The following is a 22,402-nucleotide window of genomic DNA, read 5'->3' on the forward strand; positions in this document are numbered from 1 at the left end:
TGTTGAGCAAGTCTGGGGAGCGAACTCGATAATGCTTCGGTCGTGAATTCCTTCGTCTGTATTCTTGCCGAGCGTGGTCGCCAAGCTGATTGGTGGACAGTGGTTACGTGAATTGTGGTTGGACTTTACCACCGTGGATTGACTTTGGTTTTTCTGCTTTTGAGGCTAAAGCTGCCGGGCACGTCGTCTTAGTCAGCGAGGATGGCCAGCAAGCGCGTTGAGGTGCCCCAGGGAGCGTCTAGACGCGTTACCCCCTTTTATTAGGTACTAGCAATTCACTGTGAAAAATGGTACGATGGTCGAAGCTGTAGAAAGCACTACCGCGTTATGAGAGGGGCATGAGGTCTCCGGTGGCGAGAGTAGTGTTTTCTTTTCTGTACGATCGCGTGAGTCAATTTCAACGGACTTCACAGGCTACGGACAGCCATCTGGCTTTATGGAGAAAGTCATAACGTACAAGCAGGAGGCTAAGCTCTTCGAATCCTTGTATAGGAGCTTCCCATGCTGACCGATGGTGAAAAGAAAGTCCTCAGAACATTCCGCCAATACTTGATGGATCCAGGCCGAATGCTCTGCTTCACTGGCCCCATGCTGGCGACCCATAAAAATTCTCTCGCGAAATTGGTCAAGCGGGAATACTTGATTCCTGAAACATTTAAAGGCGCCTACAGCCTAACCAACGCTGGCTTTCAGGCCATGCGAACTTGCGGAAAATAACAGCCTGTTCCAAGGTTGAATTGCTATATTCGGGTGTCGGGATGACTTTACCAAGAGGTCGCCCGGCACCCGTTTTTCGTTCATAATTCTAAAGTGTGAACCCCGCTGCCAGGACGGCAAGTCTGGCTACCCGGACAAGTGGCATGGAAGCCGCTTGCTCCTGACAGGTGGCCTAAGTCATTGAATCTAGCGCAGTTGCGAAGCGAATGCGCTTCCGCCGCGACTTGTGTCTAACGGCAGGCAGGCGTTTCTTTTGTTCGGGTGTTTGCTGATTGATCTTTTGAATCAGCCTTGTGGGGAGAAGCTACTGGTGATTCGCGACTGCTTTTTGGCGTTGGGGCTCTCGGTGGTTCTTATGCCTATTGCAAATGTTATCGGGGAAGAAAGGTCTTGTGCCTGGAAGCAAACTGCTACGTTAGACGCTCCAGAGGCCAATCAGGCCGCAGCGGCAGACGAGTCGTTTGTTTATGCGATCAATAACACCATGGTCGCCAAGTACGGACGGGCTAGTGGTGAGCTTGTTGCGAAAAGTGAAGGGGACGCGCAGCATCTTAACAGTGGATTTCTCCACGAAGGGAAGCTGTACTGTGCCCACTCGAATTATCCTTTCAAGCCAGAGTCGAGCATCATTAAGGTGCTTGATGTCGCGTCGATGCAGTTGAGCGACTTTCATCGCTTCGGGCATTCGCCACATGGCAGCCTAACCGTGGCGGTGTTTAAGGATGAGGCATGGTGGTGTGTGTTCGCGGTTTATGGCAAAGGGGACAATGCCCGCACGGTTCTAGTGAAGTTTGATCCCGCGTGGCAAGAGCAAGCCGTTTGGACCTTTCCCCCAAGCGTCGTGTCCGACTTGGGCTCGTCTAGTATCTCTGGTGGAATCTGGTTAGGGGACGAGTTCTTGGCGACGGGACACGATAAGAAGGTGATCTATCGGCTGAAGTTGCCAGAGACGGGTTCGGTTCTGATGCATACGGCAACTTGCCTAACCCCATTTCCCGGACAGGGGATCGCGATGGATCCGAAGACGGGCGGCTTAGTGGGAATTCATCGGCAGAAACGCCAAGTGATTTTCGCGGAGCATGCCTCGGCCAACCCTTAGCTCGCGCATACCGGCCAACGGCTTGCCGAGTAGGGATTGTGGAGGCTGGCAGCAATAGTGCAAGAGATCATCGCTTCTTTACTTCATGGAGAAAGCAAGATGAAAACGTTAGAGAACAAAACGGCGATCGTTACTGGAGGTTCGCGTGGAATTGGAGCCAATATCTGTGTCAGCCTAGCCGCAGCAGGGGCGAAGGTGGTGGTCAATTACGCACGGCACCAGCAGGCCGCCGAGTCCGTCGTCGCGCAGATTATTGCGGAAGGAGGTCAGGCAGTGGCTGCGGCAGCAGACGTTGCTGAAGCTGCCGACGTGAAGAAACTGTTTGACGTTGCGGAAGCGAACTTTGGAACCGTTGACATCTTGGTAAACAACGCAGGCATCGTGCATTACAAGCCAATCGAGCTCACCACCGACGAAGAGTTTGATCGGGTGATGAAGGTAAACGTCAACGGCACATTCTATGGTCTGCGTGAAGCGGCCAAGCGATTGGCAGATGGGGGACGTGTTATCAATCTGTCGAGCTCCGCCGTGCGGATGATGTTGCCAACCTATGGTCCTTACTGCGCGTCGAAAGGGGCTGTCGAGCAGATGACACGGAGCTTCGCCAAAGAGATGGGATCGCGCGGAATCACCGTAAATGCCGTTTCGCCCGGACCAACCGAGACGGAGATGTTCCTGGGCAACAACGAAGCGGAAAAGATCGAGCGGATGCGTAACCTTTCAGCTCTCGGACGGCTCGGCAAGGTCGAAGACATGGGCCCGGTGATCGTCTTCTTGGCCAGCGCCGACGCCGGCTGGATCACAGGCCAAATCCTGCCGGTCAATGGCGGCACGGCCTAGTTCGGCGGTTCACCAAGATGGAAGTGTTGAAACAAGATAGGGCTGGTGGGGGCATCCTGCAGAATGCCGCAAATCGCAGCATTAGTTCTATGTGGGGAATCGCCTCTAGTAGGCTGGGCGGGGGGCGGTTGTTTTTGTTTGAAACGCTGAACAAAAGCCTTGATTTACCGTTATATCAGTTTTGCAGGCAGGTTAGTAAATTTACGCTTGTTTATTGGGCAACATAACGAAGCAACACTCATGCGAGGGGGTAATGGAATTGCGTCTTTCTAAAATACTTTGGGGGAATACTTTATCTTAATAGGCTTGTTTTTCTTCTTTAGTGGGGCTTATTTCTTTTTGTGTCCGGGGGGTGCCCAAGTAGGCTATCGAGAAACTCAACTGACAACATGATTGTGGAACAGGTTTTGTATTAAAGAGATAACGGATTTGTTTATGGCTTTTTATTTGCCAATCCTGTTTTTTTCCTTTCCATAATTCTTGGAGTCCTCAATGGACAGTCGTACCCCACGGCGACATGCTTTTACTTTGGTTGAATTGTTGGTGGTGATCGCCATTATTGGTGTCTTGATTGCGTTGCTGCTGCCTGCCGTGCAGCAAGCGCGTGAAGCGGCCCGGCGAATTCAATGCACCAATAATCAGAAGCAAATCGGTCTGGCGATTCACAACTATCACGACACCTTCGGCAAGTTGCCTTACAACGCAGTTCCTCAGTCCGGCAGCGTGGGTGATCGTCAGCGTGGCCCATCTTGGCTTGTGCGGCTGTTGCCTTTTGTCGAGCAGAATTCGGCCTACGATCAGTTTGTGTTTACTGGGGACTGGACCATGCAAGACGGTCCCAGCCCGAATGCGGCGGTCTTAGGGCTACTGCGTGTTCCTGGTTTCAATTGCCCTTCGAGCCCGCTGCCAGAAACTGAAAAGCAAAATACCAACGCTAACGGTGAGGTCGAGTTGCAATTAGTCAACTATGTCGGCATTACTGGTTCGTACTGGCAAGGTGGAACGTCGAACGTTGTGTCGACATCGCAACAAGATAGCAGCTACGGCGACGCCGTTTACAACGGAATGATCGTGCCGGTTAGTTCCAAGAGTAATGCGATCCGCTTGGCCACCGTTTCCGATGGAACAACCAACACAATGATGGTCAGCGAACAGAGCGACTACTTCTACAACGCCAGTGGTGCGAAAGTTGATCGCCGTAGCAGTGGCCACGCTGGCAAATCGTGGGGCAACGGCGGTGGCGCTGGCAGTTGGACGGCCAACGTAACCACCGTTCGTTATGCGATTGCAACCGAAGGGGGAACGGGAAATGGCGCCGACTACCATGTCAACATTCCCTTGGTCTCGGCGCATCCTGGTGGCGTGTTGATTACTCAGGGGGACGCCAGCGTTCGCTTTCTGGCAGAGACGGTCAATTTCGCGATCTTGACTGGTCTGGCCGATCGCCAAGACGGAAACGTGCTGGGCGAATTCTAAGTGACCGCCTCTTAATCACAAACCAATCGAGCAGGCTCATCCTACGTGGTGAGTCTGTGTTTTTTTCGACCGAGTGTCGCTGGCGTTTGGTTTCAGCGATCTCGGTACGAACTTTTAGATTTCATGGAGCTTAATCAAGAATGACTTCTTGCAACTTTCAACCAGGGATCGCCACTTGGATTGTCATTTTGACGGTGAGCATCCTGGGGTGTGCCGAGCAAGACTACGGAGATTTGGGCAAGGTGACCGGCACCGTTACGGTCGATGGTCAACCCTATTCCGGTGCATTGGTTACGTTTACGCCTGAAGAAGGTCGTCCTTCGCGAGGGATGACCGATGCGGCTGGAAACTACGAACTGATCTATATCCGAGATACCAAAGGTGCCGAGCCTGGCAAGCATCTCGTGGCAATCACGACCGTACCGCCAGAGCAGCCGGATGATTACAAGGGGCCTGAGTTTAGAGAGCCAATACCCGCCAAGTACAACGTGCGTTCAGAATTGGACAGGACGGTTGAATTAGGCCCCAACACGTTTGATTTCGAGTTGACGAAGAAGTAGGCGGCCTACGCCAAGCATTGTTCGTTTTTGAAAGACGCCTCGAATCTAAAGCGGTTGGGGCGTCTTTTTCATTTCTTGTCTCGGGATAGGATGGAAGGGCAATCCGCTTACTTCTGCCGAGGCGACAAGGATGATCGATGAGCAAGAGCCTAATCCGAATTCCCACGAACAGGACGAGCCGTATCGTCCTTCGGTCGAGAGCATGAACTTTGGTCAGGTCGAACAAGAACTGCGTGACGTGTTCGGTGTTGCGGTGATGTATCTGCTGGTTCCGATCTTTTTGGTGGTTACCGGATCGATCACTGCCATGGCCAGCGAGTGGTTGGTACGCGTTCTGCCTGGCTTGGCCGCCGTGTTTGTTTGCTACTGGGTGTTACTCAGGGCTTTCGGTCCGATGTACGACGCCGCCCCGGAGTTAGCAATTCAATACGCGTTGCTCGTCTCGCGTCTCGGGGGAGGTATTATGGATACTTCTCATAGGCGCCTGTTGGCTCTCGCTGCGAGACGTGAAGAGTTGAAGACGTTCGACACCGAGAATTGAGATATATTGTGAAATCACCTAAGTGGGTTATTCTCACCTTAGCAATCTGATAGATGATTTGCAGTTGAAGAGCAGCGTTGGATTGCCCCTTCCGGTGGAGGGGGCTTGTCTGGCCTGAAGCAGCGGAAGCTCTTCGACGGCAGCTTAATAAGTGACTTCTCAACCCCTAGCTTTTGCCGCAATTCTCTGCTGGCTGACCGCTGATAATGACAAGCATCACCTGTTGCGTGTTTACCAATAACACGTTCTTGTGGTGAAGTTTACGGTTAGGAATCGGGGAAGTCCTTACCTCAATCGAAGTAGGTTGTGTGAAATAGTCTGCCGTAGATGTGACTTTGGTTGTGTCAGGGAAAATACTTTCTTATAGTTGCGCAAAACCGTAGCTGTAAGGTAGAGAAGGTGAGTATAAATGATATTGCGGTGGCTTGGTTTTCGAGCTTGCCTAGGGCAACGTTCTAATTCCTGATCATCGGGAAGAATTGCCGAAGAGGCGCGGAGGGGGAGGATTCTCCGTGGCGATTCGACCGGCTCCTTTTGTTCTTCATAAGCAGAGGAGCTCATCCACATCTCAATTTTCTTTTTTTGTCTCTGGGAACAGAGAAGGAGACTGTAAGTGACACATTCCTCGTATGCCCGCCGAGGGTTTACCTTGGTGGAATTGCTCGTCGTGATTGCGATCATCGGCGTCTTAATTGCCCTGCTGCTGCCGGCTGTGCAGCAAGCTCGTGAAGCTGCCCGTCGAATTCAGTGCAACAATAACTTGAAGCAAATGGGTTTGGCAGTTCAGAACTATCACGATACCTATCGAGATAAGATCCCATTCAACACGATGGGAACTTCTGGCTCGAATCCATCGTTTTTTGTGCGATTGCTGCCGTTCATTGAGCAGACAGCTGCGTACAACCTGTTGGAATTCCCGGTTAACAATTTCGTCTCGACGACGACTTACAACGGCCAGTCGATTGCCAATGCGAACACGCTGTCAGCGTTGCGTGTGGATGGCTTCAAGTGCCCATCCAGCCCACTGCCGGAAACTTACACCGACTCGAACCTAAACAATTTGGCGTTCCAGTTGACCAGCTACGTCGGCATTAGCGGCTCGTATATGCGTGGTGGTACGGCTCAGCCGTCGACCTTCCCGCCGACCACGCCAACCGGCACACCGAATTTCGGTAGCAATGGCGGCACCGTTTACAACGGCCTGATCGTGGGGGTTAGCCCTCCTGGTTCTAGTGTCTCGTCGCGACCTGTTGGGTTGTCGAGCATCACCGATGGGACTAGCAACACGATGTTGGTCAGTGAATGTGGTAACTACTACTACGATCAGAACCGTAATCGCCAGTCGCAAAACCTGCGTACGGCTTATGGGCTTGGTTACGGTGGTACTTGGAGCAGTGCTTACTACAACACTAGCGGTACGGTTGCTCAGAACGTGACAACCATTAAGTACCCGATCAACTATCCGTACAACAGCCAAGCTGGCTACACCAATCCTGGTGACGAAAACCTGCCATTGGTTTCGGCTCACCCAGGTGGCGTGATTGCTGCTTTTGCTGACGGATCGTGCCACTTCCTATCGGAAACGATCAATTACTCGGTGCTGACCGGTCTGGCCGATCGTCAGGACGGAACCGTTCTGGGCGAATTCTAATCGCAGCAGAATGACTTGCATCGCATGAATAAAAGCGGGGACGCCCACCAGTGTCCCCGCATTTTTATGCGCGGTGTTCGAAAAGCATCGCCGTTATTACGTCTCTAGTGAGAAGCGGTCTTCATCCGGCGACATCGGTTCCGGCTCTTTCAAGCTTTTCTGGTAGGCGATCGCACTGACCGCTCGTCCGTAATAGTTTTCCAGCGTGCCCATGACTTCTTGTTGTTCGCTCTGGGTTTTGCTCAGCGGCAGCTTGATCGTCTTGCTCTTGCCGTTTCGTTTCACGACGAGATCGAGTCGGGCTCCCCACTGATTCTCGAAAGTCATCGATTCGATTTCACGGTAGTAGATAGGTGCATCCCAGTCTTCATAGGTGACTTTCTCGAAGTCGAACGAGACCGGGCGATTTTTGGCGGCGGTGAGCGTGAGAGGAGGGAAGAACTTTTCGACGAGCTCTTGTTCTTGCTGGTTTGAAGGGATGTAGCGGAAGGCCAGAATGTTTTCGTGGAACTGACGGAACTGCTCTTCATAGGCTGTCCACTGTTCTCGTTCGAGCAGTTCCGCGTCATCGATTTTTTGGAACCAGTTGCCGATCGATTCGTCGTAAAGGACACTGCGCATCGCGTCAGGAGTCGCGCGAAAACCGATCGCTTCCAGTCGCTGTTTAAGTGGCGGGTGCGAATCGAACGGGTGAGCGGTGGCTAGTTCGCCGACGTTGTGTTTGTCGACGAATGAATTGGTATAAGCCAGAAAGCCGCCGTCGATCCGTTCCGACAAATTGACCTGTTCGTGGACTTCTTCCGCTTCAAAGAATTCCTTTTCAAGCTCGGCACGGTATTGGGAGTAAGCGGTGATTCGCAATAAGGCATGCGCCATGTCGTGGGACGAGGTTGCCTCGGCAGCCAGGCGGTCGGCACGGAACTCGCGTTGCCGGCTGAGGCTGCCAAGCGAGATTTCGTACAACGCACGAAACATGACCGCAAAGTAGAAAACGGGACGCGACACGCCACCTTCGTACAGCCCTTGCAGGAAATGATCGTAGCGAGCCAGGAGCGGGGCGATTCGTTGGGAGTAAAGGGTGTCATTGCCGCTGAAATGCGCCAGTTCGTGTAGCAGCACGGCGTCGGCTTCCTGCCCAGGCAACTTCTTTAAAAGCGATAAGCTAACAAACAAGTTGCGACCCGTGAGCGTTTGAACTTGTTCGTGCTTGTCTTGCACTTTGACCGGCAGTTGCGTGACAAAGAAGTTGTCGTCGATGCCAGCAATCACATGATCGGGCGGAGCCGTTTGCATCTTGCTGCTGAGTTGCTCTAGGTCGTACCAAAGCTGCGGCGCCATTTCGCGCGTGAGGATCTCTCCTTGAACGACAAAGTCGTCGTTGGGTCGTTTAAAGATCGCGGCTATCACCACCCCAATTGCCCCCAACGCGATAATCGCGAATAGAAGGAGAACTTTGATGATGTAAACACTGAAGAAGAAAGCGGGAATCCAGAACGAGAGCGAGAAGACGAGCAGCCCTTGGGCGATGACTTCTAGCGTGCAAAATAAACGCAGCGAATGCCAACCAACCCATAAGCTGCGGTACTGCATCGCTTGCGATTGCAGAGAAAGAGCGACGCCAATACCGGTCAGCACAAACGCGGCAATGCCTGCCCAGATGCACAGCCACGAGATGCGCACCGCCCAGGCCAGCGAATATTGTTCGATGAGATACTGCGTGTCTTGAAGCTCGCGCCACTCGGCCGCGCCAGGCTGGTTACTAACAATCAGACGCGACGGGGGAAACGTCTCGTAAAAGGCGATTAAACCCCCTTTCTCTTCCGGTGTTAGCTGCTGATCGTTGCGAATATCTGCTTTCGCCGCTTCCAGGAACTGCTGATCATAAGTCGATTGAATGTACGTGTAAAAAACAAGACAACCAATCGGAATCAAAAACAAAGCCAAAGCTGGGTAGATATAGGTCTTGGCGAACCCAAGCTTACTGAAGTTTTCAGACATGACGTGGCATGCTCGCTATTAGGCCCAGGGCGGACAATGAGAAGGAAGAGAATCGCATCGCAGGAAATCGATGTTTCCGCTGTGCAGTATGAGAAAATCTGAGCCGCCAAGCAAGCAAAAGAGAAGCAAACCGCCAGCGGGTTTGTGCTCCCCCATAAAGAAAGCCACAGCCGATTGTGCCGGCAGTGGCTTTGGTTGCGTGCAATTTTTAAGAGAGGTACTTTTTATTGGGGAAACGCTTTTCCATCGTTACGAATAAGCATCAAGTGCCAGATTTCAGGATCGACCGTGTTAGTCAGGGCAGTAACGGAGCCATCGCTCCTAGCGGCGAGGAAGATACCAGGATGAAAACCGCCCAGTTTCGCGACGTCGGCTTCTGCTAAAGGGAGGTCTTCTGGCTTGGTCCAGGGGACATCCTTTTTGGTTTGAATCAGCAAGATGGTATTGGCTAGTCCATCGGGGAAGTCGTTGTACGTCGGGTTATCCCCAATGCTGGTTGGCCTCGGTGGTGTCTGGGCACCGTTCGCCTTCGCAGCCTTCAAGTCGACTGGCGCCAGGGCCGTGTTGGGGCCGGTTACGGCAAAGAAGGAAGTTGAAGTTCGGTCGGGGGAGCCGCTCGCGCCAAATATCGGTGGCATTTGAGCAATCAGCTTACGATTCGCTTCGCTATCCCATGGTTCATCTTTGCGGTATTGCTCGTACAGATCTTGCTTTCCTAGGTAGGGCAATAGTTCAACCCGCCACGAACGTTTCTGCCCACTTTCAGCATCCACCACAACCGCTTGGGGGAAATGCCCGTAAGTGTCGTGGTAGTTGTAAAAGGCAAGTGCCAGTTGGCGAAGACTGTTCACGTCGGCCATCCGCTGGGCAGCCAAGCGGGCCTGGTGCATGGCAGGCAGAAAGGTGGCCAGCAGTTGTTCGCTGGTCATGCCGGTCGAGCCTGTAACGACCACGTTAGTCCCTTGCGTTTCTATTTTTGTCGTCTGTAAAAGATTGCCAGCAAGGTCTATCAGTTGCTTAATATGTGCCGCATCAGGAGCCGATTCGGCCAGTTTGGTGAACTGATCGGTGGCGAGAAGGTTTTGAATCAGCGTTCGCATCGAGGTAAGCGTTGCTTCAGCCTGCTTCGCTTCCTCTAGGGTGGTGAACTCGCCGGTTGCTCGTAGGGATGCTTTCTTGTTGGCGTCCTGAGGGACAAGTTCTATGCTCCAGCGTTTGGCGGTCTTGGTAAGGGGAGCAATCATCAACTGGTTCGGCGAATTGGCAAAGCCTGGTTGCGAGAGCAGCCGTTTGCCAAAAGTGGGCCAATCCACGGAAACACGCAGCGGGGAATCACTGGCAGAAAGGTGTTTGGACAGTGAATCGCGTGTTTTTGAATCGGTGCGATTGAATTCGGAAATTCGTTTGAGAACTTCGACATCGGTGCTCTGATAGTAGGCGTACTCCGTGGCAAGAACATAGCTATCGCCTTTCTCGAAAATCGCACCTGCTGTGACGGAATCACTCAGGGATGGTAGTGGTTTGCCGAGATGTTTGACGTCGTTTTCGGTCAGGTCTTGCTTAAGACGCACTATCGTAACGCGGGTTGGTGGACCACTGGCGTTCAGTTTTTCTACGTACAGAACCGATTCGACTTGGTTCGTAGGAAAGAGGGTGACTTGTTGCTGAAGAATATCGCCGAACGACGTTTCTGAAGTTCGGTTGATGCCGTCAGGCGGCGAAAGCATTTCTGCGACTTGGGGCATCTGCATCAGCTCTGCCAGTTTGATTTCGATCGCTAATTCGGCCAGGTCGTTGGGCAGGAGTTCGGCCAACGAGCGTGGGGTTCGCACCTGGGACTGCGGTGGTACTGCTTCCTTTTCGGCGGTGTTCTCTGGCGGCTGAGCCGAAAGAGGGCGGAGGCCGCCTACGGCCAAAGCGGCAACCAGTAACAAGGCCAGCGAGCCGAACTGGAGAGCTCGCTCGGTGGCTTGAGAGAAGTGACGGGGGACTTCACGTAACATTTCGAGTCTCCTGAGAAACATGGAGCGAGAAGGGAGAAAAGCCAAGGTCGACCAAGCCGGGGCAGGCGGAGCTTGACGCAGAGCCAACGTAGCCAGGCTTTGCAGATAGCTCTCGCGATCCCCTAGCCAATCGCAGGCCAGTTTGTCGGCGGCCAGTTCTTGTTCGAGGGTGTATCGTCGCGACAAAGCGAACGCCAAAGGGTTATAGAAATGAAGTGCCTGCAACAGCACGGCGATGGCCCGCCACCAACCATCGCGGCGAGTGATATGCGCGAGTTCGTGGGCCAGCACGGCATCGCGCTGAGCGCCATTCCACTGCGAAAATTCCGCTGGCAGAAGGATCGTAAAGCGTCGCCAGCCGACGACTGCTGGAGTTTGCAGGCGATCAATCACAGCCAGCTTCAACGGGGCTTGGATTCCGCTGGGGGAACTCAATCGCGCCAAGCGGGTTTGCATATCGACATCGTCGCAGGGGCGGCTACGACGTTCCAACAGCTTCAATGCCCACAGCCCCCCTGCGATGCGTACCACTGCCAACAACTGCGCCGTGATAAGAATCGCTGTGAACCAAAGCATCCAGCTGGCCGAGCGAGGCGTTGGTTGGGGCTGAGCGGCTTGAGGCTCTAGCGCTGGTAGTTCGGTTGGGACGAACCAATCTGTTAAACGTTGCCACTGTATGGCCAGGGGCTCGGCGGTTGTTGGCGTGGCGTTGGCCGGCTCGGTAATTGTAGGTGCTGTTTCGACTGCTTGAGGTTTCTGCAACAAGCTGTCTTCCCTAACGGCAGACTGCGACGGGGAAGCCACTTCGGGCGAAGGAACCAGCCAGCCGCGGCCAGGAATAACGCCGGCCATCAGAACGATCCCCATCGCCGCGAGGCCGGACAACGCTAGCCGGCCACGCGTGTCAGGCAAAGAACGCGCCAGGGGGAACAGTAGCACGATGGCGATCAACCCGACAACACTGCACTGCAGGACGATCCACAAGAGCCAAAGGGCAATCTGAGCGAACATGGGGAAGAACCTTACGAAGAGCGGGGTGGTTTGCGTTTCGACTTACCGGGCTGCTGCGGCGGCCCTGAGGTCCGTTGTTCAAGGAGGGCCTCGATTAGCTTCTTTTCTTTTGCTGACATTTGGCCAGGAGCGAACAGCCGGGTCAGTAGTGCCTCGCGGCTACCGCCAAAGACACGTTCGATCAGGTCCGAGATAAGCCGGCCGCTGACCTCCGAAAACGAACGTACCGCTTGAAACTGGTAAGGGCGCTGGTCAGTGACTTGTTCCAGAAATCCTTTTTCTTCGAGGATCTTCACCAGCGTACTGACGGTGGTATAAGCCAGCGGGCGGCCAGCGTCCTCCAGGGTTTGCTGAACTTCTGCTACGCCACAGGCATCTTGCTGCCAGAAGACGTGCATGATCTCGAGTTCCCGCTCGGTTAATTCTTTGGCTTTAGGGCGTGCCACTTGGGTCTCCTTGTGTCACGTGTTTTTGGTTTCTTAGTTTTGGTTTTATAGAAAAGATGGCTGGCATGCAATGGAATTATTCTAAGAAACCAAAAATAGATGGGCAGCCGGCCACGCAGCAGCCAACAGGCGGCTGAAGCGTGCCGCCTGGGAAGCAGAAGCAGAAGAGAACGCGCGGCCGCTAAGCTAAGTCAAAACGATTACTTGGCTCGTTTAAGCGGGCGGTATTGCTCTGGGATTTTTACTCGCTTGCCGTCGGCTTTGAGAAGGATGTTTTGCCAGCTTTCCGGGGAGAAGTCTTTAAGCAGGATCCAGGTGCGATTGTCGGCTGTTCCCACTAACACCTGATCGTTGTTCCAGATGCCGAGTTTATTCAGATCGATTGTGTCCTCGAAATTCAAATCTTCTGGCATGGTCCAGGGGATATTGCGATCGGCACTGACAATCAAAACGGTTTCAGAGCGAGGGTCTGTTATTTGATCTCGGTTTGGTTCTTCATCATCGAATGGAGTTCCTTCGCCCAGCACATAATAGAAGCTGGCCGCATGGGGATCGGTTTCCCAACTGCTAGAGAAAACCGAGACCGAGGCATCGAGAAGTTTCAAGTTCGCCTCGCTATTCCAAGGCTCGTCCTTGCGGTATTGCTCGTAGAGATCCTTGAGATCGTCATCCTGCATGAGCTTGAGCAGCTCGACACGCCAGGACCGCGCATGGCCTGACTCTTCATCGAAAATCACCGAGGGTGGGTAGTGGCCATGAATTAGATGATAGATTTCCAATGCCGAGAGAACCTTTCGAAGGCGAAACAAGTCGTTCGACCTGGCAGTTACTTGAGGCATTTTGTTCCAGATGTTGACGAGTGTATCGTAGAGGTCTGGATCGCACTTGGTTTGAATGACGCAGTCGTTGCCGTTGACTTCGACCTGAGCATTTTCCAAGAGCTGTTTAAGAGCCAATACCAAATGGGGCCAGTTCTCGACGGCTGGTGAATCGAATGTCGGGGGGAGTTTGGTGTCTTCCAGGTAGAGCTCAAAAAAGGAGTCGAGCATGGCTTTGCCCATTTTGTATTTTAGTGACGCATCTTTGGCAGCCTCAGCTGAATTGAATTGTCCTTCTAATTTCAGCAATAAAGAGTGGTCGTCAGCGACGCTTGCTTGAAAGACAAGTTGAGTAATGGTGCGATCCAGCGAGCCGATAATTTTGAGGATAGGATCTTCCGATATTTGCTCGTCAGAAATCACTTGCTCTTCTTGGTCCGGCCGCTTTCTTTGGGCATAGCGGAAGATAAAGTTAGATTCGGAAAACAGGCTTGCACCTGACTTGCGTCTATTAATTGGCTTGTCTTGAAATTCGACAAAAGTGTCCATGTGCTCCTGACTGCTGGCGATCACGATCCGGTTGGGAGCAATCATTCTCGCTAAACGGCCTCCTCCGAAAGGCTTTATTTCGAAGGTGTTTGTGAGATCAAGATCGGGGGCCAACTCATGAGTTTTTTTGAGCTCTGCCACATCAATGTTACGAACCGTTTGAATGAGGAGCAGGCTAGGAGCACCGTACCGGTAATCGGCTGCATTCGCCCATAAGAGTTTCTGAATCGATCCTAAGGGGACGAGGACTGCTTGGTCTGTGATATTGCGGTTTAACCCAGGAGGAAATTCCATCGGTTTGGCATGAGGACCAAGTGGACCTGGCTCTTGATTACGCTGATTTAGCTCGTGCAACAAACTAAAATTCGCTTCGCCAACCATGTAACAAAGATCGAGCGGGACGACCTCTGCCAGCGTTGGAAACTCACTTGTTGCTTGCTCAGCCAGGGCAGACGTAGGCAATAAACTCAATAAGGTGGCCAATCCCATTAGGGTTGGCAGCAAGTAGAGACGTAACGAGGAGAAGCGTGAGGCGGTGAAAGACTGGCAAAGCATCGTGATGTCGCATCTAGGTTAAAGGCAGGTGATTTTCCCCCTAATGTGCCTGGATGTCAGTGTGATCGCAAGAAAAAAATCAACCGAAAATAAGCTGCTTTCGGTTGATTTAGGTCAGTCGAACAGAGCCGTGGAGTTGGTTCCCTAGGTTGATGTCAGCATTGGCTCTGTTTCTGCCTGGAACTTGAATTGATGGACACACTCGCGCAGTTGGTGGGCCAGCTTTTCAAGGACATCTCCTTCGCTGGAAAGTTGGTCGCCGTTTTGACGAGTGGATTGATGAAGCTCTTTCAGGTTGGCAATCTGTTGGCGAAGGCGTTCGGCGGAATCGCCCTGATCCTGTGTAAGCGTGGAGATGCCGCTGGTTTCGTGATTGATGGAAGCAACGGCAGAGCAAACTTCTTTAAATTGATGACTGGTCCGACTGCTTTTCTCGACGCCGATTCGAATGTGTTGGCGGGTTTGGTGAATCATCTGGGTGACCAAGGCCACGTTCTTATCGCAGTGTCCTGCTAGTTCTTTCACTTGTTGAGCGACCACTGCGAAACCGCGACCTGCTTCCCCGGACCGGGCAGCCTCGATCGAAGCGTTTAAGGCCAGCATGTTCGTCTGCTTGGCGAGTTCTTGAATGGTGCTGACCGTAGCAATCATTTGGTCGGCGCTTTCTTCGATGATCTTCATCGAGTGTTCCGATTCGGCCAGGCTTTGTTCGCCTTGAAGGGCAATAGTATTGGCAGTCTCGGTTGCGTTTTCGGCTCGACTGACATTTTGGCGAATCGATTGAATCGACTGGTGAAGTGATTCCACTTCGTTCAAGATTGCATTGAGCGAGTCACTTTGTATTTGAATCGACTGCGATAGATTGGTCGAGCTGGAGTAAAGATGACTTGAACTGGTGGTGACGCCTGCCACGCTTCGCGAAAACGTTGCGATCACGCGATTCCAGGAACGGATTGTACGATCGAGATCTGTTTGCAGTGATTTGACATGCTGGTCTTGGATTTCCGGAATATCGACCGTCAGATCTCCTTGGGCAGCGCGATCGAAGACGGGACGAAGCTGGTCGATTGCCATGTTCAAGGCCAGATGTTGTCGGCGGTTGGCAACTTGTTGGCGGCAGCGTCCGGCAGCTTCTTTTAGCGACGCATAGATACCCACAAGCAGGACGGCAACTTCAATCACCAACCAAATTGCATGTTCCACAACCAACAATAAAGCGGGATCTGCTAAACCAAAGATCGAATAGGGCCAGAGCAAGCCACGCAGTATGTGATCGGCAGCGATGATCACGGAAGATAGCAGGAGGACTAAGGGATCACGGTAGAGCGACAAAAATGCTAAGGAAAGGAACACATAGAAATGGACCTCGGTTCGGCCACCAGAGATATGGATGAATAAAGCAGAGAACCCGGCTTGCGAGATCGCCATAACGTAACGAGTCATTGGGTTTTTCGCTTGAAACCACCCTAGGTAGGCCGGAATGACACCGAGCAAGATTGCCAAAATAGCGGAGCCCCAAATGTGAGGATGGGTGCTACTGGCTGCACCGGCCCATGTTTGGGGAGAGATCAAAAGAGCTAAGCCAAACGCAGCGCAAGCCTGAATGAGCATGAGCACTGCGAACAAGCGATTCGTGCGAGAGTTAACGACCTGCTCTTCTTGATACAGCAGCGAGGCTTCCTCGGTGTCCAAGCCAGCATATTGAGGAAATAAGATTTTGCTAAGCATGGAAGTGTCCTTCACGATCATCGAGCAGCATGGTCTGCCGATTGGTGATATCTGAGGGTGGGGGATCGCATGGGATTTGCTGTAAGGGGCAGCCGAACACCGGATAGGTCGCATCGGTCAGCCCTTGTTCCGACAAGATTGAACGTAAACTGGCCAAGCCAGAGTTCGCTCCGTGATGGCCACGACTTACCGTAACGCCACCGCTAAAGCGGAGCTTGCCTGCGGTATCAAATAAAAGGCAGTACCCACTCGTTAACGCACGAAAGCGTTCCGCCTCTTGATTCTCGTTGTCTGAAACCAAAGTGACGTTGGGCAGTGTCTGCCAACGAAGTAGTTCTCGTCGACAACTTCCCAGATCGCTGTTCTGTGCCGGTTGAGATAGCTGGAAATTACCGGGGTAGATCACAAACGTGGAAACAGAAAAGTCCGTGATCATTGGTTCGAGGTTATCGAGAGTTGCCCGCGTACAAGGGCATTCAGGGTGTAGAAAAACTAGCAGCGTGGGTTTTGTCGTATCACGCGAGATGATGGAAGCGGTTGGCCACGATGTCGGCGGCGTTTGTGTCGCCCCCGCCGCGCCTCCGTAAATAATCATAGAAGCCAACGTTGCCGCGACGGCTGTGGTCCAGGCAAGCAAAGCGAACACCGCGGTTCTTGATATTGATGGTTGCGCTGTCATGGTTCCACTGAAGGAAGATGGAATGGGAAGGCAAGCCAAAATTACTTCAAGGTTTCGGCACACTGAGAAAGAGTTGCGGAAATCCGCTCAAAAAAAGAAAAGAGGATAATTGCAATTACTGAGCGATAGATTCAGTGAAGTCGATTGTGACGAAGATGATGCCGTTTTATGGCAGGGCATCGCCAGACGAGCAAGAAACAAAGCAGGCCAAGGCTAATTGCCTTGGCCTGCTTTCGCTTGGTTTTAAGCTTGTTAATCCGGCTTAGCGGATGAACAGCATTTCTTGGTAGGTTGGCAACGGCCAGAGGTCGTCGGCGACGTAACCTTCCAGTTCGTCGGCAAACTTGCGAACTTCATTCATTGCTGGCAGTACTTCGTAGCAGCAGCAGTTTGCCTTCTTGTGCCAACATTCGATCCCGTCGGCCTTGGCGGCAACGGTAATGAGTGTTGCGACGCTGTCCTGAAGCGATTTGACCAACTTGGTCATCGTATCCAGGGTATCCTTGTCGAACTCGTAGCCGAGTGCTTGGAGGTTGGCACAAGTTGATGCCAGTTCGTTCTGGTAACGGATGGAAGCTGGGAAGATCATGGTGCGAGCCATCTCGATCGTGAGATTGGTTTCGACCGCGATCGACTTGCAGTACTGCTCCAGATAGATTTCCAGACGGCTTTCCAGTTCGCGTTCGGAAAGTACACCGTACTTGGTGAACAATTCTTTGACTTCCGGCTTTTCCAGGTAAGGCAAAGCGTCGGCAGTCGTTTTCAGGTTCAGCAAGCCACGTTTTTCGGCTTCTTGATGCCATTCTTCCGAGTAGCCGTCGCCATTGAACACGATCGTACCGTGTTCTTTCATGATGTCGGCCAGAAGACTTTGGATAGCACCATTTAGCTTCGAGCTGTCGCCACCGGTGGCTTCTTCCAGCTTGGTCGCACAGTAGTCCAGCGACTCGGCAACGATGGTGTTCATCGCGACCAGCGGACCAGCAATCGATTGGTTGGAGCCAACGGCACGGAATTCAAAGCGGTTGCCGGTAAACGCAAACGGGCTGGTACGGTTTCGGTCGCCAGCATCCTTCGGCAGCGGCGGAAGAACGTCTGCACCGATTTCCAGAGTGCCCTTCGGCAACGAGCTGTTAGCACCGCCACCTTTGACCTGTTCAAAGACGTCCGTCAACTGGTCGCCCAAGAAGATCGAGATGATCGCAGGAGGAGCTTCGTTGGCACCCAAGCGGTGATCGTTGGAAGCCGAAGCCACCACGGCACGCAACAGACCTTGGAACTTGTGCACGGCCCGGATGACGGCACCGCAGAAGACGAGGAACTGAGCGTTTTCGTGCGGGGTTTCGCCTGGGTCAAGCAAATTGCCTTGCGACGAACTGCCCATCGACCAGTTGACGTGCTTACCCGAGCCGTTGACACCAGCGAAAGGCTTTTCGTGCGTCAAGCAAGCCATGCCGTACTTTTCGGCGACCTTACGCAGGGTGATCATAATCAACTGCTGGTGGTCGGTTGCCACGTTGGCGAACTCGAACAACGGAGCAATTTCGTACTGACCAGGAGCAACTTCGTTGTGACGTGTCTTGACCGGGATGCCCAGCTTGAACAGTTCCCGTTCCGATTCCAGCATGAATGCCAGAACGCGATCGGGGATAGCACCAAAGTAGTGATCGTCGAATTCCTGACCCTTCGGAGGTGCCGCACCAAACAGTGTGCGACCAGCGTTGAGCAAGTCAGGGCGAGCGAAGAAGAAATTGCGATCGACCAAGAAGTATTCTTGTTCTGGACCAGCAGTCGAGCTGACCATGGCTCCATCGGTGTGACCGAACAAGGCCAAAATTCGCTGAGCTTGCTTGTTCAAAGCTTGCATCGAACGCAGAACTGGGGTCTTCTTGTCGAGGGCTTCCCCTGTCCACGAGACGAAAGCCGTGGGAATGCACAGCGTGGTCCCGTTCGGGTTTTCCATGATGTAAGCAGGGCTGGTAACGTCCCAAGCGGTATAACCACGGGCTTCAAACGTCTGGCGAATACCGCCGGAAGGGAAGCTTGAACCGTCTGGTTCCCCTTGGATGAGCTGCGACCCGCTGAACTCAGCGATGGCGCTGCCGTTGCCATCTGGACTCAAAAAGCTATCGTGCTTTTCTGCGGTGCTGCCGGTTAACGGGTAGAAAACGTGGGCGTAGTGAGTAGCCCCTTTTTCGATGGCCCAATCCTTCATTGCAGAGGCAACGTAGTCGGCGACGGTCGTATCTAGTTTCTCCCCGGTTTCAACCGTCTTCATCAGCGACTTAAAGATCGGCTTGGGAAGACGGTCTTTCATGACCGATTTGCTGAAGACGTTTGCACAGAAGAGTTCCTGGGTCGGCGTCTCCAAAAAATTCATGGCTGGGGCGGAGGGCTTGTAGTTGGTAACAGCGGCGATGGCGGCCATACGTGCCGATCCGCCAATGTACCCGTTACTATTGCCTGAGGTTGTTGTTCCGTTGGAACCCGCCTTACCTTTCGATGCCGTGCTCACTAGTGTGTGACCTCCAAAGCCTAGCGCGAACGAAGACCATACGAGAGATCCGCGTCACGCTTTTTATTGATAAAAATCCGTTGCCGTCAAAACAGCTTCGCGATCCCTGCAGAAGCGTTGTGCGGAATGAGAGCAAGTGTCATGCCGCAGTGTCATAAGTTGCAAAACCGCTAGGAAATGACCCCAGAAGAGGTGCCATGTGCGCGCAAAGCGGGCGTGACCTGCATAGAAATATAGCAAAAAAACCTTGCCGAGGCCTATTTCTTGAACTTTGCAAAAAGGGTGCCGATGCCGTTTTATGGGGTGTATAACTTTTGCCCACCACGTGGACGACAGCGGTATCGAGTCTAACGACCCTTCAAGAATGGCTTCTTCGTTTCTATGGCTCGATCTCCTGATCAAGCGGTCGATTGCGGTCAACTTAAAGTGCGTTCAAGCGATTTGGAAGTAGGCTAGGCCTGGATTCTTGGGCTCTGCCCAAAAGGGGCTGAGGCGATGGCAGGCAAGGCCTCCACAGCTCTGAGACGAGATTGCCTGCTTCCAGAAAGAAACGACAAGGTGCCGTGTTTGACCTATGTGTCCGAACGTACGCGGGTAGCAGGGGAGAGAGGCTGATGGTTGGGGGCAGAGAAGCCTGTGTTCGCTTTGAGCAGTTTTTTTGTGAGGCCTGCTATCCTATAAATGCGTTATGGCTACCGATCCAGAAGGTTTCTTGTTCCGTTCGTAGTTCGAGTGCTCTATTGAGGTCTGCGCCATCAATCCAACATGGCTACGGACCGATTGGCCACGAATCCGGGGCTTCCGTTGGTCGCCCTTATTGGATTGATGGCGCAGACCTCAATAAGTAATGGCAAAAGCCTGAGTAGAGATCGAACTCCACTCAGGCTTTATTGGTTTGGCTTGGATAGTCGGCATGTGTCGCTTCTTGGCAGAGAGTGCTGCCAAGCGAGGTATCGGCTTAGGGGGAAGGCCGTTACAGGCCTTCGAGGTGCTCGATCTGTTCAACATGCTCGACCGGTGGCAGCATCTCTTCTGACTGCGGATTGGTCAGCATTGCTGGAGCCGGTTCCTTGGGGCACTGATAACCCCACCCTTCAGGGAAGGTTCCCCAGCAGGTTGCTCGGTAACCGTAGTGGAGATAGTCAGGACCGCAGGGCGTTCTGCGGACCGCTTCTTCACCGACTCCGCAATACAGGTTGCGTGCATCGATTGGGCAAGCCTTTTTAGGTGTTGTTGTGCATCCGACCATGCATAGGATGGCTGTTACCAACAACAACTGCTTTCCCCGTGACTCAATTCTTTTGAAATACATCGTAACTACCCAAGCTTTGAATTAAGGAGGTAAGCCGCTCTAGTTAACTTTCGGTTTAGGCGAACGAGCTTACCAGGAGATTTTGCGAATAATCGAACACTACGGGAATCGAAGTTAGAAGTTGTTTAAGTTGGTATTGGTTCGGTTATACAGATGGATCGTACGAGCCGTCTGGGTACCAAGCAGTGTCACACCGAGGACTCGTTCGATCGGCGAGATCAACTTGGCCAAAGCTGTGTCGAAGGCAACCAGCTTGTTTTCAGCCACGAACACGCGGTCGCCAGGCATCAACTGATAGTTGGTTGTAATGTCGCCCCGTTGGGTAATCCCTTGCCAGTCGATCGGAAGGATTTGATCGCCACATTGCGAGTTGGCACCAGGACGTGCAATCCACATTCTGGTTGAATTGGCACTCGAGAGGCTTTCGATCTGGCTAAGTGCATCGAGAGCGGTGTCTTTACCGGTAATTGGCATAGGAACGACGCGGTCGCCGAGGCCTGCTCCTTGTAGCACGACATAGTAGATTTTGCTGTTGTAGCCGTAGACGTCGACAGCAACCTCTGGGTTAGCGAAGCGTTCGGAAAGGAATGACTGGATCTCATGTTTCGCTTGATCGACGGTCATGCCAACCACGCGAACGCGTCCATAGCTACCCAGCGTCACGGTTCCATCGGGAGCAACTAAATGTTCCCCGGAGATCTCTTGGTGAGCTGAAATTCCTGCTAGGCGGACCCAGACAACTGGGTTTTGGACGTGAACTGCCAGACGTTCATGAATCACCTTTTGTGCTTCGGGAACTGTTAGGCCAGCGATACGTAGGGGACGGTATTCGCCACCAAGTGTCTGCTCGTCGTAGCCAAAGCCGAGCGTCACGGTTCCGTCGATGCCGACGGTGTATTCACCGATCACCGGTTGCTCTTCCGGGAGACCACTTGTTTCGACAACAATCGTGTCGAGCGGATGAAGCGTATAAGGAGCTTGAGGGATCAGGTTGACGGCCTGAATGCTCAACAAGTCAGGCGGTTCGATGACGTAGTCAGGCATCGTAACCATCTGCAATTCCTTCGGTTGATCAGGGTAAACCGGAGCATTGTGATTGGGATGGTCAAGATAACGATCCATTGGTTGAGAAATGGTGTGGCAGCCCATGAAACTGCATACCAGAACTGTAAACAGAGCCACGAGTTGATATTTGCGCATGTTCATGTAAGCAAGCCAGTTGACGGTACGTGTTGTCTCAGTCCAGGGAGAAGTCAAGTCGAATTCGACTTGTTCACCCTCTCGAAGTGTGTACAAATTGAGTACATATGGAATTGTCGGCGTTTTCCGGACAATCCTTCAGGCCAGAAGTGGGATCTGGCCGATTTTTATTGCAGGAAAGGCAGGAACTCTGCTTGCCCGCCAACTGCCTTGTAATGGAGAGTGCTTAGAAGATGACGGTTGCATCATTAAAAAAGAAAACGGCTGTACTAGTTCGTTGTGGGCTATTTCTGCTTCTCATCGGAACCGTTTGGGTTGTGGGAGAGAGCCAAGCAGAAGCACAGTACGGGTACCAACGATATCGCCCGAGCACACCAGTCCTAAGTCCTTACTTAGGGTTGACGGCAAATAACAACGGTGCTTTGCCGAATTACTTTGCGTTTGTCCGGCCAATGGAGAATGCGCAGCAGACGATTCAAAACGACAATCGAATGTTCAATCAGCAGCGACAAGAGTTGCTAAAGCAGCGAAATGAGCTACAGCGGTTACAGAACGAGTTTGGCCAAGGAGTGATTGCGCCAACTGGGCAAGCTGGTTGGTTCAAAGTTGGGGCTCGCCAGGGTGGAGGTTTCCGAAATACCTCGCACTATTACCAGCGATGGCAGAAATAGCCTCAGGGGAGCTAAATGGCCGTAAAGGCAATT

The 22,402-nt window shown here is 52.7% G+C and carries 17 protein-coding genes; 8 read left to right on the plus strand and 9 right to left on the minus strand.

The window, feature by feature from the left end:
• Positions 1-501 precede the first annotated feature (501 nt).
• The 7 genes from DTL42_RS15275 to DTL42_RS15305 all read left to right on the plus strand — a co-directional run bounded on the left by DTL42_RS15275 (position 502) and on the right by DTL42_RS15305 (position 6,884).
• Positions 502-717, plus strand: a complete 216-nt coding sequence (locus tag DTL42_RS15275; RefSeq protein WP_114369597.1) for a hypothetical protein — start codon at positions 502-504, stop codon at positions 715-717.
• Between the two features lie 355 nt (positions 718-1,072).
• On the plus strand, positions 1,073-1,816 hold the full coding sequence (locus tag DTL42_RS15280; protein WP_147274296.1) for an endonuclease: 744 nt from the start codon (positions 1,073-1,075) through the stop codon (positions 1,814-1,816).
• Positions 1,817-1,915: 99 nt separating this feature from the next.
• Complete coding sequence (locus DTL42_RS15285) at positions 1,916-2,656, plus strand: glucose 1-dehydrogenase (RefSeq protein WP_114369775.1); 741 nt, start codon at positions 1,916-1,918, stop codon at positions 2,654-2,656.
• A gap of 492 nt (positions 2,657-3,148) precedes the next feature.
• Positions 3,149-4,132: a DUF1559 domain-containing protein gene (locus DTL42_RS15290; protein ID WP_114369599.1), complete on the plus strand. Its 984-nt coding sequence runs from the start codon at positions 3,149-3,151 to the stop codon at positions 4,130-4,132.
• Between the two features lie 140 nt (positions 4,133-4,272).
• Positions 4,273-4,692, plus strand: coding sequence for a carboxypeptidase regulatory-like domain-containing protein (locus DTL42_RS15295; protein ID WP_114369600.1), 420 nt, complete (start codon positions 4,273-4,275; stop codon positions 4,690-4,692).
• A 130-nt stretch (positions 4,693-4,822) separates the two neighbouring features.
• On the plus strand, positions 4,823-5,233 hold the full coding sequence (locus tag DTL42_RS15300) for a hypothetical protein (RefSeq protein WP_114369601.1): 411 nt from the start codon (positions 4,823-4,825) through the stop codon (positions 5,231-5,233).
• Between the two features lie 613 nt (positions 5,234-5,846).
• On the plus strand, positions 5,847-6,884 hold the full coding sequence (locus tag DTL42_RS15305) for a DUF1559 domain-containing protein (protein ID WP_114369777.1): 1,038 nt from the start codon (positions 5,847-5,849) through the stop codon (positions 6,882-6,884).
• A gap of 96 nt (positions 6,885-6,980) precedes the next feature.
• Here DTL42_RS15305 and DTL42_RS15310 read toward each other — a convergent pair whose 3' ends face one another.
• From DTL42_RS15310 to DTL42_RS15340, 9 genes are all read right to left on the minus strand, one after another.
• A complete protein-coding gene (locus DTL42_RS15310; RefSeq protein WP_114369602.1) occupies positions 6,981-8,882 on the minus strand; it encodes a M48 family metallopeptidase in 1,902 nt (633 codons plus the stop codon).
• A 224-nt stretch (positions 8,883-9,106) separates the two neighbouring features.
• Positions 9,107-11,896 (minus strand): M56 family metallopeptidase, encoded by a 2,790-nt coding sequence (locus DTL42_RS15315; protein ID WP_114369603.1) that lies wholly within the window; start codon positions 11,894-11,896, stop codon positions 9,107-9,109.
• 11 nt (positions 11,897-11,907) lie between these two features.
• The gene (locus DTL42_RS15320; protein WP_114369604.1) at positions 11,908-12,342 is read right to left on the minus strand and encodes a BlaI/MecI/CopY family transcriptional regulator; all 435 of its coding nucleotides are present in this window, start codon (positions 12,340-12,342) and stop codon (positions 11,908-11,910) included.
• A 200-nt stretch (positions 12,343-12,542) separates the two neighbouring features.
• On the minus strand, positions 12,543-14,090 hold the full coding sequence (locus DTL42_RS15325) for a DUF1559 domain-containing protein (protein ID WP_158545397.1): 1,548 nt from the start codon (positions 14,088-14,090) through the stop codon (positions 12,543-12,545).
• Positions 14,091-14,408: 318 nt separating this feature from the next.
• Positions 14,409-15,992, minus strand: a complete 1,584-nt coding sequence (locus DTL42_RS15330; RefSeq protein WP_158545398.1) for a methyl-accepting chemotaxis protein — start codon at positions 15,990-15,992, stop codon at positions 14,409-14,411.
• Entirely contained in the window at positions 15,985-16,587 is a 603-nt protein-coding gene (locus DTL42_RS26330) for a hypothetical protein (RefSeq protein WP_158545399.1), read from the minus strand. Before DTL42_RS26330 ends, DTL42_RS15330 begins: the two co-directional genes overlap by 8 nt.
• A 346-nt stretch (positions 16,588-16,933) precedes the next feature.
• The gene (locus tag DTL42_RS15335) at positions 16,934-19,099 is read right to left on the minus strand and encodes a glutamine synthetase III (RefSeq protein ID WP_114369607.1); all 2,166 of its coding nucleotides are present in this window, start codon (positions 19,097-19,099) and stop codon (positions 16,934-16,936) included.
• Between the two features lie 1,060 nt (positions 19,100-20,159).
• Positions 20,160-20,498, minus strand: a complete 339-nt coding sequence (locus tag DTL42_RS26050; RefSeq protein ID WP_147274297.1) for a hypothetical protein — start codon at positions 20,496-20,498, stop codon at positions 20,160-20,162.
• Positions 20,499-20,612: 114 nt separating this feature from the next.
• Positions 20,613-21,620: a polysaccharide biosynthesis/export family protein gene (locus DTL42_RS15340; RefSeq protein WP_158545400.1), complete on the minus strand. Its 1,008-nt coding sequence runs from the start codon at positions 21,618-21,620 to the stop codon at positions 20,613-20,615.
• Positions 21,621-21,931: 311 nt separating this feature from the next.
• On the opposite strand from DTL42_RS15340, the gene DTL42_RS15345 reads away from it, so the two are divergent.
• Positions 21,932-22,369 carry a hypothetical protein gene (locus DTL42_RS15345; RefSeq protein ID WP_114369609.1) on the plus strand — a complete coding sequence of 146 codons (438 nt, stop codon included), beginning with the start codon at positions 21,932-21,934 and terminating at the stop codon, positions 22,367-22,369.
• The last annotated feature ends 33 nt before the right edge of the window (positions 22,370-22,402 follow it).

Origin of the sequence: Bremerella cremea (genome assembly GCF_003335505.1) — a bacterium.
Taxonomy (GTDB): domain Bacteria; phylum Planctomycetota; class Planctomycetia; order Pirellulales; family Pirellulaceae; genus Bremerella; species Bremerella cremea_A.

What these genes read in the sequence shown, in the direction of transcription:
- DTL42_RS15275 (WP_114369597.1), top strand. Translation starts at nt 502, where the DNA reads ATGCTGACCGATGGTGAAAAGAAAGTCCTCAGAACATTCCGCCAATAC.
- DTL42_RS15280 (WP_147274296.1), top strand. Translation starts at nt 1,073, where the DNA reads ATGCCTATTGCAAATGTTATCGGGGAAGAAAGGTCTTGTGCCTGGAAG.
- DTL42_RS15285 (WP_114369775.1), top strand. Translation starts at nt 1,916, where the DNA reads ATGAAAACGTTAGAGAACAAAACGGCGATCGTTACTGGAGGTTCGCGT.
- DTL42_RS15290 (WP_114369599.1), top strand. Translation starts at nt 3,149, where the DNA reads ATGGACAGTCGTACCCCACGGCGACATGCTTTTACTTTGGTTGAATTG.
- DTL42_RS15295 (WP_114369600.1), top strand. Translation starts at nt 4,273, where the DNA reads ATGACTTCTTGCAACTTTCAACCAGGGATCGCCACTTGGATTGTCATT.
- DTL42_RS15300 (WP_114369601.1), top strand. Translation starts at nt 4,823, where the DNA reads ATGATCGATGAGCAAGAGCCTAATCCGAATTCCCACGAACAGGACGAG.
- DTL42_RS15310 (WP_114369602.1), bottom strand. Translation starts at nt 8,882, where the DNA reads ATGTCTGAAAACTTCAGTAAGCTTGGGTTCGCCAAGACCTATATCTAC.
- DTL42_RS15315 (WP_114369603.1), bottom strand. Translation starts at nt 11,896, where the DNA reads ATGTTCGCTCAGATTGCCCTTTGGCTCTTGTGGATCGTCCTGCAGTGC.
- DTL42_RS15325 (WP_158545397.1), bottom strand. Translation starts at nt 14,090, where the DNA reads ATGGTTGGCGAAGCGAATTTTAGTTTGTTGCACGAGCTAAATCAGCGT.
- DTL42_RS15330 (WP_158545398.1), bottom strand. Translation starts at nt 15,992, where the DNA reads ATGCTTAGCAAAATCTTATTTCCTCAATATGCTGGCTTGGACACCGAG.
- DTL42_RS26330 (WP_158545399.1), bottom strand. Translation starts at nt 16,587, where the DNA reads ATGATTATTTACGGAGGCGCGGCGGGGGCGACACAAACGCCGCCGACA.
- DTL42_RS15335 (WP_114369607.1), bottom strand. Translation starts at nt 19,099, where the DNA reads ATGGCCGCCATCGCCGCTGTTACCAACTACAAGCCCTCCGCCCCAGCC.
- DTL42_RS26050 (WP_147274297.1), bottom strand. Translation starts at nt 20,498, where the DNA reads ATGTATTTCAAAAGAATTGAGTCACGGGGAAAGCAGTTGTTGTTGGTA.
- DTL42_RS15340 (WP_158545400.1), bottom strand. Translation starts at nt 21,620, where the DNA reads ATGGATCGTTATCTTGACCATCCCAATCACAATGCTCCGGTTTACCCT.
- DTL42_RS15345 (WP_114369609.1), top strand. Translation starts at nt 21,932, where the DNA reads ATGACGGTTGCATCATTAAAAAAGAAAACGGCTGTACTAGTTCGTTGT.